The organism is Streptomyces sp. NPDC028635 (assembly GCF_040637635.1).
Taxonomy (GTDB): Bacteria; Actinomycetota; Actinomycetes; order Streptomycetales; family Streptomycetaceae; genus Streptomyces.
Genome location: NZ_JBEZWX010000014.1, coordinates 139618 through 155729 on the forward strand (window position 1 = coordinate 139618; position 16112 = coordinate 155729).

Here is a 16112-nt window from a genome sequence, read left to right on the forward strand (position 1 = left end):
CCCATCGCGGGGGGCGGGCGGGGGGGGGGGCGCGGGCGGCCTCAGCTCCTCCCGCGGCCGCCCCGCCGCGGGGGGGGGCCCCGGCCCCCCCCCCCCCCCCCCCCACCAAAAGGGGTGAACGGTCGTAACTTTCCCGTGCGGGTCGCGTTCGGTCGCGCTAAGAGATCACACGGTTGCGAACCGTCATCCGGCACGCCGGTGCCGGGCGCCGCCGCCCCCCGGCTCGGGGAGGGCGGGCGGGCCCGTCGTCAGGTGCGGTTCACTTGCCCGGGTAGGGCCAGGGGTTGGGCAGGCAGTGGATGCCGTCGTGGTCCAGGAACTTGGTCTGCTGCTGCATGACCGGGGCGAGCGCGCCGTCCTTGTCGCAGCTGACATGGCCGTGCCCGAGGCGGTGGCCCACCTCGTGGTTGATCAGCATCTGCCGGTAGGCGTGGATCTGGTCGCCGTACGTCGTGGAGCCCTGCGCCCACCGGTAGGCGTTGATCATCACGCGCTCGGTGGCGGCCGAGTCGCACGAGACGTTGTCCTCGGTGGTGTCCAGGCCCGACTTGGCGCACCAGGTGGCGGTGGTGCCGGGGCTGGCGAGCGTGATGACGAAGTCGGGCTTGCCGGAGGAGACGCGCTCGAAGGTGCGCGCGCCGCCGTGCGCCCAGCTGCGGGGGTCGTTGAGCGTCTTCTGCACGGCCTCGGCGAACAGTGCGCCGTCGAGACCCAGGCCCTGCTCCACGTCCACCCGGTAGGTGTACTTCTGGCCCTTGCCGGGGGCCTTGTCGGTGCCGGGCACCGCGTCGAAGGTCCCCGGGCCCTTGAGGGTGGCGCCGAGCGGGTACGTCCGCGCCATCTTCTGTTCGTACGTGAGCGGGGCGACCGGCACCGAGGCGTTCGGCCGGCCGTCGCCGCGCGAGGCGGAGTCCCGGGTGTCGCGCGCCTGACCGGTGGCCGACTGCGCGTGTACGCCGTCGCCGTGGCCGCCGGCGACCTGCCCGGCCACGACGACCGCGAGCACGGTGGTGACGGCCGCGGCCGCAATGCCGGTGAACGTGCGACCCTTGCCGCCCTTGGCGCCCGTGGCGCGGTCGGGCCGGTCGTCGGGGGCGAGGCCCGCGTCCGGCGTCCGGGCGCCGGGCGGAGCCACGGCAGCGGTGGAGCCGGCCGCTGCGGCGGTGGAGGGGTCGGCGGGCCGGCCGGGGGCGGTCCGGGGGCGGACGAAGACGTCGTCGCGGTCACCATCGCCGTCGAAGCCTTCGAAGGCGTCCAGGTAGTCCTGGCGGGGGCCGGCCGGCGGAGCCTTCCGCTGCCGCGGCAGGGGAACTCCCGCGACCTGCGGCCCCGCAGGACGCCCGCGCCCGGCTCCGGGCCCGGCTCCGGGGGCGGTGAGATCGCCCCAGCCGCCGCCGGCTTCCCGCTGCTCGGGGTGGCCACCCCGGACCCGGGGAACGCCGTGCGCGGGGGTGCCGCCGGGGATGCGGGGCACGCCGTGCGCGGGCGTACCGTCCGGGACGCGCGGCACGCCGTGCGCCGGAGTCCCGTCGGACACCCGGGGCACACCACGGGCCGGGGTGCCGCCGGCCGCCCCGGCCGCACCCGGCGTCGGCGCACCCGGCGTTCGCGTACCCGGCGTCCGTGCACCCGGCCCCGACTGGCCCGGCATGCGCGCGCCCTGAGTCCGGGGACCCGGCGTCGGGGCGCCCGGCAAGGACGCCCCGGACCCCTCTCCCGTCGCCCCCGTGGTGGTGTCGCCGGGCGCCTTCTTGGGCGCGGGCCCCCGCCTGCTGTGGCGTCCCACGTCGCCTCTCAGCTCCCCTGGCTCGCGGACTCGGATACGGACAGGGGCACGGCGGCGGAGCCGGACCCGGCCCGCTCCACCTCGGTCAGCAGTTCACGGAACCCGGTGGCGACCGCCCGGGGGTACTCCATCATCGCCACGTGCCCGGCCTCCGGCAGCGTCAGCAGACGGGCGTCGCGGAAGGTGCGCGCCGCCTTCTGGGCCATGCGGAAGCCGACGAGCCGGTCACGGCCGCCGTAGACGAGCAGGGTGGGTGCGAGGACGCGGGCCGCCTGCCGCCACAGGCTGTGCTGACCGCCCAGCGTGTAGGCGTCGACGATCCCCCGCGCGGAACGCGCCAGGGCGTCCCAGAAGTACGGCAGCTGCATGCGCCGCTCCAGTTCCTCGACGGCGTACCGGAACGCCTCCGGCGACACGCGCGAGGGGTCGCCGTAACACAGGGCCATGGAGCCGCGGACGCGCTGCTCGGCCGTCCAGTCGCGGGTCAGCCGGGTGAACAGCGGCGCCACACCGGGCACGCCGATCAGCGCGGTCGGCACGGCGGAGCGCTGGATGCGCAGCTCCGGCAGTGCGGGCGAGACGAGTGTGAGCGTGCGGACCAGGTCGGGGCGCTGGGCGGCCACGCGCGTAGAGACGGCGCCGCCGAGGGAGTTGCCGAACAGGTGGACCGGTCCGCGTCCGGAGGCGTCGAGGTAGCGGATCACGGCACGCGCGTGCCCGCTGACGGAGTAGTCGCCGTCGTCCGGTGGGGGTGAGTCGCCGAAGCCCGGCAGGTCCACGGCCTCGCTGTCCACGACGCCGTCCAGTTCGGCCATGAGCGACGACCAGTTCTGCGAGGAACCGGCGAGCCCGTGGACGTACAGCGCGGGCGGCAGCCCCTCGCTCGCCGCGGGCCGCGAGCGCACGGTGAGCGTGATGCCGGGCAGTCCGACCGATGTCAGCCGCTCGCCCTCCGAAACCCTGACGGGCGCCGCCTTCGGGGCCAGGTTGGTGGGCGGCACGGACGGCAGCTCGGTCGAAGACATGCGGCAATGTTACGAGACGATCACGCAATGGTTCACGTGTTCGGCGTCACAGGCGTCGCGTGGCACACCAAGGGGCACACGGCCGGGCACGGTCGTACGGCCCCGCACGCCTGGTCGTACGACCACGCACGCGTACAGCCGCGCACAGCATGGCGTCCGCACCGGGTGTCTCCTACGCTCAGGACAGGGCACCCGGGTGTGACCCCCTGCTGCTCCAGGGACCATTCGTAGGAAGGGAGCCCGTCCATGGCCGTCGACCCCACCGACCCCGAGACGTTCGAGGAGATCGAGGAGGAGGGCGCCGCGGAGTTCGACGTCGAGGCGCCCGACGCGGACGCAGCCGAACAGCACGCCGATGTCGCGCCCGATCGCGACGACCCGCTGACCGGCGTGGACCCCGCCCGGGCGAACGAGGCCGACCTGGTGGAGCAGGCGCGCGTCGTCTCGCTCGACGAGGACGACTACCGCTGACCTCCGGGCACCCCGCTGAGCTGGAGAGAGGCCGTTTTTTGCCCGCTCGGAGCAGGTTTGAAACCCTTTACCCGACTTTCGTCACCGTCCGGTCCGTGAAATTCTGCGCTCGCACCGCGCACACCCGGGTTACCGAAAAGTACGATGGCCGCGCGGCGCACACCGCATGTGGACGACATTGGGAGGCGGCGTGACAGCCATCGAGCAGACAGAGGCGGCACGCCCGCGGGGTACGCGCCTGCCGCGCCGTGCCCGACGGAACCAGCTGCTGGGCGCCGCCCAGGAAGTCTTCGTGGCGCAGGGCTACCACGCCGCCGCCATGGACGACATCGCCGAGCGCGCCGGCGTCAGCAAGCCGGTGCTCTACCAGCACTTCCCGGGCAAGCTCGACCTCTATCTCGCGCTGCTGGACCAGCACTGCGAGGCCCTCATCCAGTCCGTGCGCAACGCGCTGGCGTCGACGACCGACAACAAGCAGCGCGTGCGGGCGACCATGGACGCCTACTTCGCGTACGTCGAGGACGACGGCGGCGCGTTCCGCCTGGTCTTCGAGTCGGACCTGACGAACGAGCCCGCGGTGCGCGAGCGCGTCGACAAGGTCACGAACGAGTGCGCCGAGGCGATCTGCGACGTGATCGCCGAGGACACCGGTCTCTCGCGCGCGGAGTCGATGCTGCTGGCCTCCGGCCTCGGCGGCCTCGCCCAGGTGGTGGCCCGCTCCTGGCTGCACAGCGACCGCAGCGTGCCGCGCGACCAGGCGGTGCAGCTGCTGGCCTCGCTGGCCTGGCGGGGCATCGCCGGCTTCCCGCTGCACGGCACCGAGCAGCACCACTGACACACGCCCCCTTAAGGGTGCGCGACAGCCGACGGGACTTTGTTCCCGTCGGCTGTTCGCTGTTGGCGTGCCCGGCGCGGAGCGTACGGGTCCCCTCACCGGGCTAATGTGTGCTGGGTACGGCGCGGAAGGTCGCGCACTTCACTGACCGTCGGAGGGACATAGCCGTGGAGGTCAAGATCGGCGTGCAGCACGCGCCCCGCGAGATCGTTCTGGAGAGCGGTCAGAGCGCCGAGGAGGTCGAGCAGGCGGTGGCCGCGGCGCTGGCCGGCAAGTCGCAGCTGCTGAGCCTCAAGGACGAGCACGGCCGCAAGATCCTGGTCCCGGCCGACCGCCTCGCCTACGTCGAGATCGGCGAGCCGGCCCCCCGCAAGGTGGGCTTCGGCGCGCTGTAGGGACACCGCGCCGCGGAGGCGTGTGAGGAGGGGGCCGACGGTGGAACACCGTCGGCCCCCTCCGGCGTTCCGCCCACCGGGTCTTCACGGACGGCGCACGGCGACTTCACAGCCGAGGATTGGATTTCGCAGGTCACGGGTATGACGGGCTACGACCTTGGTACCGGATGTGTATCGCGTTCGGTGCAATGTCCGGTCGTCTGGGAGGGACCCGCGATGATCTTCGAAGCGCTCGGCTCGGCAGTGCTCGGTCTGGTCCTGGCGTGGGCCGCGCTGCACCGCCTGTCACACCGGCTGCCGGCCCGCGCACTGGTCCTCGCGACGGGCGTCGCCGGCGCCCTCTTCGGCGACTTCGTCACCCACAGCGCCCTCGGCACCGGCAGCGTCCTGCCCAGCCTGATCGGCGCGGCGATCGTCTCGGCGGCCTCCGTCTCCCTGCTCCTGCGCCCCACGGGCCGCCTGCGCCGATCAGCGACGGCGTAGCCGAAGGGGCGACGGCGAGGCCGAGCCCCCGGGTTCGCGGAGAACTGCGCGACCGGCCACCCCGCACCCGCGGCCGCGCACCTCTCCGCCCCCCACGGAGCGAACCCCGCTCAGGCCGCGAGGCCCAGCGCGGCCATCCGCTTGGTGTGCGCCTCGGTGATCCGCGAGAACATCCTCCCGACCTCCGCGAGGTCGAACCCGTCCGCGACACCTCCCACGAGCATCGTGGACAGCGCGTCCCGGTCGGCCACCACCCGCTGCGACTGCGACAGCGCCTCGCCCATCAGCCGCCGCGCCCACAGCGCCAGGCGCCCGCCCACGCGGGGATCCGCGTCGATCGCCGCGCGCACCCGGTCCACGGCGAACCCGGCGTGGCCGGTGTCGTCCAGCACGGCCAGCACCAGCGAGCGGGTGTCGGAGTCCAGGCGGGCCGCGACCTCGCGGTAGAAGTCGCTGGCGATGGAGTCGCCGACGTAGGCCTTGACCAGGCCCTCCAGCCAGTCCGAGGGCGCGGTCTGCCGGTGGAAGCCGTCCAGCGCGGCGACGAACGGCTCCATCGCCAGCGTCGAGTCCTCACCGATCTCGGCGAGCCGGTCGCGCAGCCGCTCGAAGTGGTGGAACTCGGCCGACGCCATCTTGGCCAGTTCCGCCTTGTCCGCCAGTGTGGGCGCGAGCTTGGCGTCCTCCGCGAGCCGCTCGAACGCCGCCAGCTCGCCGTAGGCGAGCGCGCCGAGCAGGTCCACGACGGCGGCCCGGTACTGCGGTTCGGCGGAGGCCGTCGCCCAGTCCTGGGCGGCGACTCCCGTGGGTGCGTCGGAGGCGTGGTCAGGCTTGTCAGAGCTCGTCATGCAGCGCACAATAGCCCGCTCGCCGCGCGACGGAAGGCCCTGGTCACCACTGTGGCGGCGGTCGCGCCGGTGGCCGCCGAGCGGATGTGACGACGACAACGTGACCGAATCGGCCATCGCGTGTGCGCCGATCCGGGGTATGGTGGTAATGCGCCTGCCGAATACTCGGTCGTGTTCCGACGTAGTGTCTCGACGGGCCGCACGTATGAGGATGCCCGGTCGGTGGCCCGATCGGCTCCGACCCGACAGCCCTCCCCGACCGTACGGCAGCACGCGTACGGCCCCGGAGGGGGACACCCTCAGCGGTACGAGCGCTCGAGCGTCGGCAGAGGTCCCGTGCAGTACGGCTGGCCCGTCCGGCTTTCCGTAAGGCAGCCGACGTCCCCGGCACGGTCCGACACGACCCCCGCGCTCGCCTCGCACCGCGCACACAGAAGAGGCAGCACCCTGACTACGACGTTCCGAGAGCTCGGGATCCTTCCCGAGACCGCCGAGGCCCTCGAAGCCGTCGGCATCATCACCCCCTTCCCCATCCAGGAGATGACCCTCCCCGTCGCCCTCTCGGGCACGGACGTCATCGGCCAGGCCAAGACCGGCACGGGCAAGACCCTCGGCTTCGGCCTTCCGCTCCTCGAGCGCGTGACCGTCCCCGCCGACGTCGAGGCCGGCCGGGCCGCCCCCGAGGCCCTCACCGACGCTCCCCAGGCGCTCGTCGTCGTCCCCACGCGCGAGCTGTGCACCCAGGTCACCAACGACCTGCTGACGGCGGGCAAGGCCCGTAACGTGCGCGTGCTGGCGATCTACGGCGGCCGCGCCTACGAGCCCCAGGTCGAGGCCCTGAAGAAGGGCGTCGACGTGGTGGTCGGCACCCCGGGCCGCCTGCTCGACCTCGCGGGCCAGAAGAAGCTCAACCTCAAGCACGTCAAGTGCCTGGTCCTCGACGAGGCCGACGAGATGCTCGACCTGGGCTTCCTGCCCGACGTCGAGAAGATCATCAACATGCTGCCGGTGAAGCGGCAGACCATGCTGTTCTCGGCCACGATGCCGGGGGCCGTCATCGGTCTCGCCCGCCGCTACATGTCCCGGCCCACGCACATCCGCGCCACCGCGCCGGACGACGAGGGCGTGACGGTCGCGAACATCAAGCAGTTCGTCTACCGCGCGCACTCCATGGACAAGCCGGAGATGGTCGCCCGCATCCTGCAGGCCGAGGGCCGCGGACTGGCGATGATCTTCTGCCGGACCAAGCGCACGGCGGCCGACATCGCCGAGCAGCTGGAGCGCCGCGGCTTCGCCTCCGGCGCGGTCCACGGCGACCTCGGCCAGGGCGCCCGCGAGCAGGCGCTGCGCGCCTTCCGCAACGGCAAGGTCGACGTCCTCGTCTGCACCGACGTCGCCGCGCGCGGCATCGACGTCGAGGGTGTCACCCACGTCATCAACTACCAGTCCCCGGAGGACGAGAAGACGTACCTGCACCGGGTCGGCCGCACCGGCCGCGCGGGCGCCAAGGGTACGGCGATCACCCTCGTCGACTGGGACGACATCCCGCGCTGGCAGCTGATCAACAAGGCGCTGGAGCTGGACTTCAACGACCCGGCGGAGACGTACTCGAGCTCCCCGCACCTGTTCTCCGACCTCGGCATCCCCGAGGGCACGAAGGGCACCCTGCCGCGTTCCGAGCGCACCCGCGCCGGCCTGGACGCCGAGGAGCTCGAGGACCTGGGCGAGCCGGGCGGGCGGAACGCCCGCGGCCGTGGTGGCCGCGGCGGCCGCCGCGACGAGCCCTCGTCCCGTTCCCACGACCGTGAGGCGGAGCGCGAGCGCAGCCGTACCCCGCGCCGTCGCCGCCGTACGCGCGGTGGGGCGCCGCTGGAGGCGGGCGCCGAGCAGACGGCTCCGGCCGCCGAGGCGACCGCGACGGCCGAGGGCACCGAGGGCTCGCGCGTCCTGCGCCGTCGTCGCCGTACCCGCGGCGGTTCCGCGGCCGCCACGACGGCCCCGGCCGTCTCCGCCGCCACGACGGCCGAGACCGCGCCGCTCACCGAGACCGCGCCGGCCGCCGAGACCGCGGTCTCGGCGTCGCAGGGCACGGAGCTCGACACGCCCGAGACCCCGGCGAAGCCGCGCCGCCGCCGTACCCGCAAGTCGGCGCAGGCCGCCACGGCTCCGGCCGAGGTCACGCCGGCGGCCGAGCAGACCGCTCCGCCGGCCCCCGAGGCCCCGTCGGCCCCGGAGCAGACCGAGGTCACCGAGGCTCCCGCCGCCGCGCCGCGCCGCCGTACCCGCAAGGCGATGGCCGCGCCGGAGACGACGGCCGAGGCGGCCGTCGACACGGCGGAGACCGCCGAGGCCAAGCCTCGGACGCGCCGCACCCGCAAGGCGACGACGAGCACCGAGGACGCCGCCCCGGCGACCGAGGCGACCGTCGAGACCGCGGAAGCCGCCGAGGCCGCCGAGGCCGCCGAGGTGAAGCCCAAGGCCCGCCGCACCCGCAAGACCGCGGCGAGCAAGGCCGCCGAGGCGGCCCCCGAGGCAGCCGAGGCGGCGGTGGACACCGCCGAGGGCACGGAGGCCAAGCCCAAGGCCCGCCGCACCCGCAAGACCGCGGCGAGCAAGGCCGCCGAGGCTGCCCCCGAGGCGACCGCCGAGATCCCCGCCCAGGCCACCGCCGAGCCGGGGACCGACGCCAAGCCCAAGACGGTCCGCCGCACCCGCAAGACCGCAGCCACGGCCACGGAAACGGCCACGGCGGAAGCGGTCGTCGACACGGCCGAGGGCACGGAGGCCAAGCCGAAGACGCGTCGCACCCGCAAGACCGCCGCGACCGTCACGGCGGAGCCCGAGGCGGCAGCGGAGACCGCCGAGGCCAAGCCGCGTCGTACCCGCAAGGCCGCCGCGACCGCCGAGGCGGCGGTCGACACGGCCGAGGGCTCGGAGGCCAAGCCCAAGGCCCGCCGCACCCGCAAGACCGCGGCGAGCAAGGCCGCCGAGGCGGCTCCCGAGGCGACCGCCGAGATCCCCGCCCAGGCCACCGCCGAGCCGGAGACCGACGCCAAGCCCAAGACGGTCCGCCGCACCCGCAAGACCGCGGCCACGGCCACGGCCACGGCGGACACGGTCGTCGACACGGCCGAGGGCACGGAGGCCAAGCCCAAGGCGCGCCGCACCCGCAAGACGGCGGCCGGCAACTCCGCCGAGGCGGAGACGGAGGCGACGCCGAAGGCGCGCCGCACCCGTAAGGTCGCCGCGACCGCCGCGGAGCCGGCCGACGGCTGATCCGCAGCCTGGCAAGCGCACCCCGACGGCCCGTCCCACCCCGCGTGGGCCGGGCCGTCGGCGTCGGCGCGTCTCCCGGTCCCGGCCCACCGGGGCCGCGCGGTTCCGTCAGAGCCGCACGGTTCCGTCAGAGCCGCCCGATACCCTCGGCTCGTGACCGATCGCAGCGCGCCCGAATCCGCGGCAACCCCCTCCCCCTCCCCCTTCCCCCCGCCCGCCGGTGCCCGCGCCCATCGTCTGAGCACCGCGCGCGGGGAGTTCGCCGCCGTCGACATGCCCGTGGCACCCTGTGTCGTTCAGCGGGGCGTCGCGCTGCTGGTGCCCGGATACACCGGCAGCAAGGAGGACTTCGCGCTGCTGCACGCGCCGCTCGCCGAGCGCGGGTACCGGACGGTCGCCGTGGACGGCCGGGGGCAGAACGAGTCCGGCGGCCCGGCGGACGACGAGTCGGCGTACGGCCAGAGCGAGTTGGCGCGGGACGTGCTGGCCCAGGCGGCGGCCCTCGGGGAGCCGGTGCATCTGCTCGGGCACTCGCTCGGCGGTCAGCTGTGCCGGGCGGCCGCACTGCTCGACCACACGCCGTTCCGCTCGTTCACCCTCATGTCCTCGGGTCCGGCGCAGATCTCCGTCTCCCAGGAGCAGCGGGTGAAGCTGCTGCGGGACGCGCTCGCGGTGATGACGATGGCCGAGGTCTGGGACGTCATGCAGACGGTGGGGCCGCCGGAGGAGGTCGGCGGTCCGGCGCGCGGCCCGGTGAGCCCGGAACAGCTGCGGCAGCGCTGGCTGAACACCCGGCCGGCACAACTGCTCGCCACCGGACGGCAGTTGTGCGCCGAGCCGGACCGGGTCGCCGAACTGGCCGCCCTCCCGCTGCCGTTCCACGTGCTGTCCGGTGCGCACGACGACACCTGGCCGGTGCCGCTGCTGGACGACATGGCCGTACGCCTGCACGCCCGCCGCACGGTCGTCGAGGGCGCCGAGCACTCCCCCAACGCCGACCAGCCGGCGGCGACGGCCCGGGCGCTGGCCGACTTCTGGGACTCGGTCCCCGGCGTGAGCGGCTAGTACTGCGTGCGCAGGTGCTCCCAGAACCCGTCGCGCAGGGCCCGTCGCAGGTCCGCCTGGCCGCGCAGGGAGTACTGGAGCAGGCCTTCGGCCTCGACGAGCAGGTCCTGGTCGACCGAGCCCGGCAGGTAGGGATGCCCGGGCAGCAGCTCCACCAGGGCCTCCCGTCCCCGCGCGGCGAACCACTTCGCGGCGATCTGGGCGCCGACGAAGCGGACGTCCTCGCGGGTGGGCCGCGGGGCTTGCGCGCCCTCGTAGGTGGCGGCGGTGCGCCGGGAGACGTACGGCTTGAAGAAGTCGAGGTCGAGGGTGCGCTCGCTGTCGACCTCCCACAGCAGTGGTTCCGCCTGGTTGCGGCCCTCGGGTGCCTCGATGCCCCACAGGTGCACCCGGGCGCCGTAGCCCTGGGCGGCCTCGACCGCCGAGACCAGGTCCTCGTCGCCGCCGAGCAGGGCGGCGTCGCTGATGGCGCGGTGCCGGGCGAGGGACTCCAGGTCGCTGCGGATCAGTGAATCGACGCCCTTCTGCTGGTTGTTGGCGTTCAGGTTGCCCAGGCGGACCTTGACGTCGGGGAGTTCCGCGATGGACTGCTGCTCGGCGGTGTGGATACGGCGCCGGGCGCCGTCGTACCAGTAGACGCGCAGCAGGCGGCTGTCGGCGAAGACGTTGCGGGCGCGGTCGATGAGCGCCTCGATGAGACCTTCGGCGTCGAGGTCGAAGGCGCGGCGGTCCTCGGTGCCCGCGACCAGGCGTCCGGCGGCCGCGTAGAGGTAGCCCGCGTCCACGAAGATCGCATGGGTGGAGGGCGTCTTGGCCACCTCGGCGAGCATGCGCTGCAGCAGCTCGTTCGTGCGGTCGATGCGGGCGGCCAGGGCCGCCAGGTCGTCGTTCATCGTCTCCATTGTCCTGTTGGTCACGCTGTGAACACAACCGGTCCCGTTCGGTCCCGCAACCGACGTCTTACTCGCCAGTAATTAGTCGTTCGAAAAATTTCTTTAGCGTAGGGAATGTTCGTAACACGCAACGGGTTGACTAAGACGTACGGATCGCGGGCACCGAGGCCCAGTGGTCCACTGATCAGTAGTTCTCCCCAGGAGGATGACCAGACGAAGGGGGAAGCCACCATGCGCTTCGAAATCATGCGACTCGACGACGTCGACGGTACGCCCGTGGACACGACTGTCGTGGACGCCGCCTCCGTCAACAGGATCGTTCAGCAGGCCGCCGCCATCGGGCAGCGTCTGTGGATCCGCCCGGCCGACACCACGGCCTCATAACAGGGCGGCTCCCCCACCAGAAGCTTCAGGGCCCCGCACGGCACATCGCCGCGCGGGGCCCTGCTGCGTGTACGGGTCCGCGGGTACGGCCGGGTCAGCCGCCCCGGATCACCTGGGTGACGCCGTTGATGATCTGCTGCACGGCGATGGCGGAGAGCATCATGCCGGCGAGCCGGGTCACCAGGACCACGCCGCCGTCCTTGATGACCTTGATGATCAGCAGCGAGTAGCGCATCACCAGCCACAGCACGACGTGGATGGCGAGGATCGCCGCCCACACCGACACCTGCGAGGAGACGCTGCCGGCCTTCTGCACGGCCAGGATGACCGACACGATCGCGCCGGGCCCGGCGAGCAGCGGCATGCCGAGCGGGACCAGGGCGACGTTGACGTCCTTGGTCTGCTTGGGCTCGTCGGTCTTGCCGGTGAGCAGGTCGAGCGCGATGAGCAGCAGGAGCAGGCCGCCCGCGATCATCAGCGCGGGCACGGAGACGTGCAGGTAGTCGAGGATCTGGTGGCCGAGCAGACCGAAGACGGTGATCACGCCGCCGGCCACGCAGACGGCCTGCAGCGCCATCCGCTTCTGCACCCGGGCGGGCCGGCCGCCCGTCAGCGCGATGAAGATCGGGGTGATCCCGGGGGGATCCATGATGACAAAAAGGGTCAGAAAGAGAGAGCCGAAGACAGCGACGTCGAACATGAGTGTGGTGCAAGCCTTGCGAAGAGTGAGAAAGAGAGAGGGGGCGTGAGCGGACGGCTCACGCTCCGCCGGCGCCCGGCACCGGGAACGCGCCGGTCGCGCGCCGCGTGATCTCGCCGTAGACCTCGGGGTGGGTGGTGTAGGTCCCGAGCTCGACCGTCTTACGGCTGCCGTGGTAGTCGGAGGACCCGGTGACCAGCAGGTTGAGGTCCTTCGCCAGGCCGCGCAGCCGGGCCCGCGTCTCCTCGTCGTGGTCCATGTGGTCGACCTCGATGCCGTCGAGCCCGGCGGCCGCCATCTCGGCGATCGCGGACTCCGGCACGGTCCGCCCGCGCTTGCTCGCGGCCGGGTGCGCGAAGACCGTGACGCCGCCCGCGCCCTTGACCAGCCGGATGGCCTCGAAGGGGTCGGTCTCGTGCTTCTCGACGTAGGCCCGGCCCCCGTCGGCGAGCCAGTCGGCGGTGAAGGCGTCACTCACGGTGGGGACCACGCCCAGCTCGACCAGCGCGGTCGCCACGTGCGGCCGCCCGACCGATCCCTCGCCGGCGATCCGGGCCACCTGCTCCCAGGTGACCGGCACGCCCAGCGCGTTCAGCTTGGCGACCATGCCCTGTGCCCGCGGCACCCGGTCGTCCCGCACCAGCTCGCGCTCGGCGAGCAGCGCCGGCTCCTCGGGGTCGAAGAGGTAGGCCAGCATGTGCATCGAGACGCCGTCGATACGGCAGGACAGCTCGGCGCCGGTGACCAGCGTGAGCCCCTCGGGCAGCGCGGCGATCGCCTCGGCGTACCCACGGGTGGTGTCGTGATCGGTCAGCGCGACGACGTCCAGCCCGGCCCCGGCGGCGTTGCGCACCAGCTCGGCCGGGGTGTCCGTACCGTCGGACGCGGTGGAGTGGCAGTGCAGATCGATACGCACGACGCGAACTCCAGGCGGTGACGGCACGAAAGGGGACACCCAAGGATAGCCGGGTTTTCAGGGCCGTATGTCACAGCCGCACTGCCAAGCGCCCCTTACACCGTCCGACTCGGGGGGCGCGGGGAACGGCGCGACCGGCCCGCGACGGCCCGCGGTCGCCGTCGACGAGGAACCGGCCCCCTCAATGGGCGCACCCCTGAAGCCGGCGCAGCCCTACGGCTTGAGCAAGCGCGGCGACAACGCCCCGCAAGGCACCAGCTCGACCTCCGCCCCCGCCTCCCGCACATCCGCCAGCACCAGCTCGTCGTACATCAGCAACCCCGACTGCTCCGGCCACACCACCGCCCACAGCCACAGCCCGAGTGCCTCCCCGGCGAAGGTGGCCCGGTCGGCCGGCCCGCCGGCGACATGCCACAGCGGGGTGGGCCGGCCGGCGGCCAGCACCTTGACCTCGGCGGGTTTCTCGACGTTCAGATACGGCCCCGGGTCGGGCCCCTCGAGACCGGCGTACCGCGCGCCGAGCCCCACACCCATCTCCTCGGCGACGAGGATCAGCTCGCCCATGCCGCCGAGCGGGCCGGGACCCGTGCAGGCCACCGCGGTCGCGCGGCCGCCGCTGCGGTCGTCGCCGGCGCAGGCCACTCCCGTGAACAGCCAGCCGACCGGCAGCGGCCACGGCATCCACACCGGCACCTGAGTGCGGCGCACCACGGCATTGAGGGCCTCGACACTGGGCGGGATCACAGGCTGCAACGGATACACCGTCCCGTGGACATCGCACTGCCAGGAATCGGCGAAGAGGCCGGGAGCCCTGACCCGGCCACCACACTTCGGGCAACTGGGTTCGCCCCTCATAGGGCCCCACGGTCCTACCCCGGCCGCGCCACGTCAAGGACGATCACCCGTCCGGACTCCCCCCGGTCGCCGCCCCCACCGGCCAAAACTAGATGGCACTTGCACTAATTAGCTCGCCTAACTTACTATATGCATACTGCAACCATCTCTCGTCGGGCACTCGCCGGGATTGGAGAAGACATGGACCCCTTCGACGCGGGAGCCGGCGGCATCCTGCGGCAGCCCAAGGCGGTCTGGGCGACCGCGGGCGCGTCCGTCGTCGCCTTCATGGGCATCGGACTGGTCGACCCGATCCTGCCGTCCATCGCCCAGGGGCTGCGGGCCACCCCGAGCCAGGTCTCCCTGCTGTTCACCTCGTACTTCCTGATCACCGCGATCGCCATGCTGGTCACCGGCTTCGTCTCCAGCCGCATCGGCGGCCGCAAGACGCTGCTGGCCGGTCTCGCGCTGGTCGTGGTCTTCGCCGGCCTGGCCGGCACCTCCGGCTCGGTCGGCCAACTGGTCGGCTTCCGCGCGGGCTGGGGCCTCGGCAACGCCCTCTTCGTCTCCACCGCGCTCGCGGTGATCGTCGGCGCTGCCGCCGGCGGCAGCGCGGCGGCGATCCTGCTGTACGAGTCGGCGCTCGGCCTCGGCATGGCCTGCGGCCCGCTGCTGGGCGCCCTGCTCGGTGACGCCAGCTGGCGCTACCCGTTCTTCGGGACCGCGTTCCTGATGGCGGTGGGCTTCCTGTGCATCACGGTGTTCCTGAAGGAGCAGCCGAGGCCCGCCCGCAAGACGTCGCTCCTCGACCCGCTCAAGGCGCTCGGTCACGGCGGTCTCGCCTCCGCCGCCGTCTCGGCGTTCTTCTACAACTACACGTTCTTCACGGTCCTGGCCTTCACCCCGTTCGTGCTGAACATGACGCCCTACAAGTCGGGCGCGGTCTTCTTCGCCTGGGGCGTGCTGCTGGCCGTGTTCTCGGTGATTGTGGCGCCGCGGATGCAGGCCCGGTTCGGCTCGCTGAAGGTGCTGGGCGGCTCACTGGTGCTGCTCGCGGCCGACGTGGCCGTCCTCGGCTACGGCGACCACACGACGGCGATCGTCTGCACGGTCCTGTCGGGTGCGTTCATCGGCGTGAACAACACCGTCTACACCGAACTGGCCCTCGGCGTGTCGGACGCCCCGCGCCCGGTGGCCAGCGCCGGCTACAACTTCGTGCGGTGGTTCGCGGCGGCCGCCGCGCCCTACCTCGCGCCGAAGATCGAGGAGTGGAGCGACATCCACATCCCGTTCGTGGTGGCGGCCATCACCGCGGTGCTGGGCGCGCTCGTGGTCCTCGTACGGCGCAACGCCCTCACCCACGACGCCCGGGAGCTGGAGCCGAAGCACGCCACCGAGGACGGCGTCATGGTGTTCGCCAACTGACGCCGCACCGCTCGGCGTTGGTGAGATCCGTCACTCCAGGGGCACGGACCGGCGGGACGGGTCCCGCAGGTCCGTTCCCTGGGCCAGCCACTTCTCCTGGAGGGCCTGGGCGCCGTGCACGCGCTTCCAGGCGGCCTCGTTCGGAGTCATCGGCAGCAGCGGCAGAAAGCGGACCGGGTCCATCGGCTCGTCCAGCTCCAGGTCCTCCACCAGCCCGCCGGGTTCGGCGACGAGGACGGAGGTGAAGGGGGCGCCCGGCCACAGCGGCTCGCCCACGTCGAGGGACGCGCCCGGCGTCACGACCAACCCCTCGACCTGCGGGGACGCGGCCAGTACGGCGAGCGGGCGGAGCACCTTGTCGGTCTCGGCGTCCGCGGCGCGCACCGACAGCACCAGCTCGGCCCGGGGGCCCTTGACGGGGTCGGCGAGCATCGCGGTGGGGTCGGTCATGGGCTGCGCGGACATGCCGAGGGTGGCGTAGCGCACGATGTCCCCCTCGTGGAAGCGCAGCACCTCGATCCGTTCCGTGCCGAGGAAGGTGACCGCCGCGCGCGCGTCCGGCTCGCCCAGCGCGGTGCGCAGGCGGGCCTCGACCAGAGGAAGAACATCTGCCATGCCGCGAGCATAGAACTCGTCAGTAGCGGGCAAAGCGGCGCCTTGACACACCGGTCGGCTGATACTCTTGGCCGGTCGGGCAGCACGCAGAAGCGCGCCTATCGAGCCCGACGCCGAAGGAACTCCCTTACGAGGGACCGACCGGAGGAGGTGGGGCTGTC

Annotated in this window: 16 protein-coding genes; 8 read left to right on the top strand and 8 right to left on the bottom strand. The window is 72.9% G+C overall.

Translation table 11 applies throughout. The features are described 5' to 3' along the window. Positions 1 to 259: 259 nt before the first annotated feature. Together AB0E88_RS17955 and AB0E88_RS17960 are read right to left on the bottom strand one after the other, a co-directional pair. Positions 260 to 1786 carry a DUF3152 domain-containing protein gene (locus AB0E88_RS17955; protein ID WP_361631283.1) on the bottom strand — a complete coding sequence of 509 codons (1527 nt, stop codon included), beginning with the start codon at positions 1784 to 1786 and terminating at the stop codon, positions 260 to 262. Between the two features lie 8 nt (positions 1787 to 1794). Beyond that, positions 1795 to 2811, bottom strand: coding sequence for an alpha/beta hydrolase (locus AB0E88_RS17960; protein ID WP_361631285.1), 1017 nt, complete (start codon positions 2809 to 2811; stop codon positions 1795 to 1797). A 246-nt stretch (positions 2812 to 3057) separates the two neighbouring features. Between AB0E88_RS17960 and AB0E88_RS17965 the strand changes: the two genes are divergently transcribed. From AB0E88_RS17965 to AB0E88_RS17980, 4 genes are all read left to right on the top strand, one after another. Beyond that, positions 3058 to 3282 (top strand): hypothetical protein, encoded by a 225-nt coding sequence (locus tag AB0E88_RS17965; RefSeq protein WP_361631287.1) that lies wholly within the window; start codon positions 3058 to 3060, stop codon positions 3280 to 3282. 190 nt (positions 3283 to 3472) lie between these two features. Continuing rightward, positions 3473 to 4117 (top strand): TetR/AcrR family transcriptional regulator, encoded by a 645-nt coding sequence (locus tag AB0E88_RS17970; protein ID WP_361631289.1) that lies wholly within the window; start codon positions 3473 to 3475, stop codon positions 4115 to 4117. A 167-nt stretch (positions 4118 to 4284) separates the two neighbouring features. Next, on the top strand, positions 4285 to 4512 hold the full coding sequence (locus AB0E88_RS17975) for a DUF3107 domain-containing protein (protein WP_361631291.1): 228 nt from the start codon (positions 4285 to 4287) through the stop codon (positions 4510 to 4512). A 216-nt stretch (positions 4513 to 4728) separates the two neighbouring features. Continuing rightward, positions 4729 to 4995: a hypothetical protein gene (locus AB0E88_RS17980; RefSeq protein ID WP_361631293.1), complete on the top strand. Its 267-nt coding sequence runs from the start codon at positions 4729 to 4731 to the stop codon at positions 4993 to 4995. 110 nt (positions 4996 to 5105) lie between these two features. On the opposite strand, the gene AB0E88_RS17985 is transcribed toward AB0E88_RS17980, so the two are convergent. Next, a complete protein-coding gene (locus AB0E88_RS17985) occupies positions 5106 to 5843 on the bottom strand; it encodes a ferritin-like fold-containing protein (protein ID WP_361631295.1) in 738 nt (245 codons plus the stop codon). Positions 5844 to 6383: 540 nt separating this feature from the next. Here AB0E88_RS17985 and AB0E88_RS17990 point away from each other — a divergent pair. Further along, entirely contained in the window at positions 6384 to 9119 is a 2736-nt protein-coding gene (locus tag AB0E88_RS17990) for a DEAD/DEAH box helicase (protein WP_361631297.1), read from the top strand. A 153-nt stretch (positions 9120 to 9272) separates the two neighbouring features. Beyond that, positions 9273 to 10184 (top strand): alpha/beta hydrolase, encoded by a 912-nt coding sequence (locus AB0E88_RS17995; protein WP_361631299.1) that lies wholly within the window; start codon positions 9273 to 9275, stop codon positions 10182 to 10184. Here AB0E88_RS17995 and AB0E88_RS18000 read toward each other — a convergent pair. Beyond that, positions 10181 to 11077, bottom strand: coding sequence for an NYN domain-containing protein (locus AB0E88_RS18000; RefSeq protein ID WP_361631365.1), 897 nt, complete (start codon positions 11075 to 11077; stop codon positions 10181 to 10183). The genes AB0E88_RS17995 and AB0E88_RS18000 overlap by 4 nt on opposite strands. A gap of 231 nt (positions 11078 to 11308) precedes the next feature. Between AB0E88_RS18000 and AB0E88_RS18005 the strand changes: the two genes are divergently transcribed. Further along, the gene (locus tag AB0E88_RS18005; protein ID WP_155060754.1) at positions 11309 to 11461 is read left to right on the top strand and encodes a hypothetical protein; all 153 of its coding nucleotides are present in this window, start codon (positions 11309 to 11311) and stop codon (positions 11459 to 11461) included. A gap of 94 nt (positions 11462 to 11555) precedes the next feature. Here the strand turns inward: AB0E88_RS18005 and AB0E88_RS18010 are convergent, their stop codons facing one another. From AB0E88_RS18010 to AB0E88_RS18020, 3 genes are all read right to left on the bottom strand, one after another. Further along, positions 11556 to 12161 (bottom strand): MarC family protein, encoded by a 606-nt coding sequence (locus AB0E88_RS18010; protein WP_361631301.1) that lies wholly within the window; start codon positions 12159 to 12161, stop codon positions 11556 to 11558. 58 nt (positions 12162 to 12219) lie between these two features. Next, on the bottom strand, positions 12220 to 13077 hold the full coding sequence (locus AB0E88_RS18015) for a PHP domain-containing protein (protein WP_361631303.1): 858 nt from the start codon (positions 13075 to 13077) through the stop codon (positions 12220 to 12222). A 213-nt stretch (positions 13078 to 13290) separates the two neighbouring features. After that, a complete protein-coding gene (locus tag AB0E88_RS18020) occupies positions 13291 to 13932 on the bottom strand; it encodes a DUF6758 family protein (protein WP_361631305.1) in 642 nt (213 codons plus the stop codon). Positions 13933 to 14112: 180 nt separating this feature from the next. Between AB0E88_RS18020 and AB0E88_RS18025 the strand changes: the two genes are divergently transcribed. After that, complete coding sequence (locus AB0E88_RS18025) at positions 14113 to 15336, top strand: MFS transporter (protein WP_361631307.1); 1224 nt, start codon at positions 14113 to 14115, stop codon at positions 15334 to 15336. Positions 15337 to 15366: 30 nt separating this feature from the next. Here the strand turns inward: AB0E88_RS18025 and AB0E88_RS18030 are convergent, their stop codons facing one another. Beyond that, the gene (locus AB0E88_RS18030) at positions 15367 to 15951 is read right to left on the bottom strand and encodes a suppressor of fused domain protein (RefSeq protein WP_361631309.1); all 585 of its coding nucleotides are present in this window, start codon (positions 15949 to 15951) and stop codon (positions 15367 to 15369) included. Between the last annotated feature and the right edge of the window lie 161 nt (positions 15952 to 16112).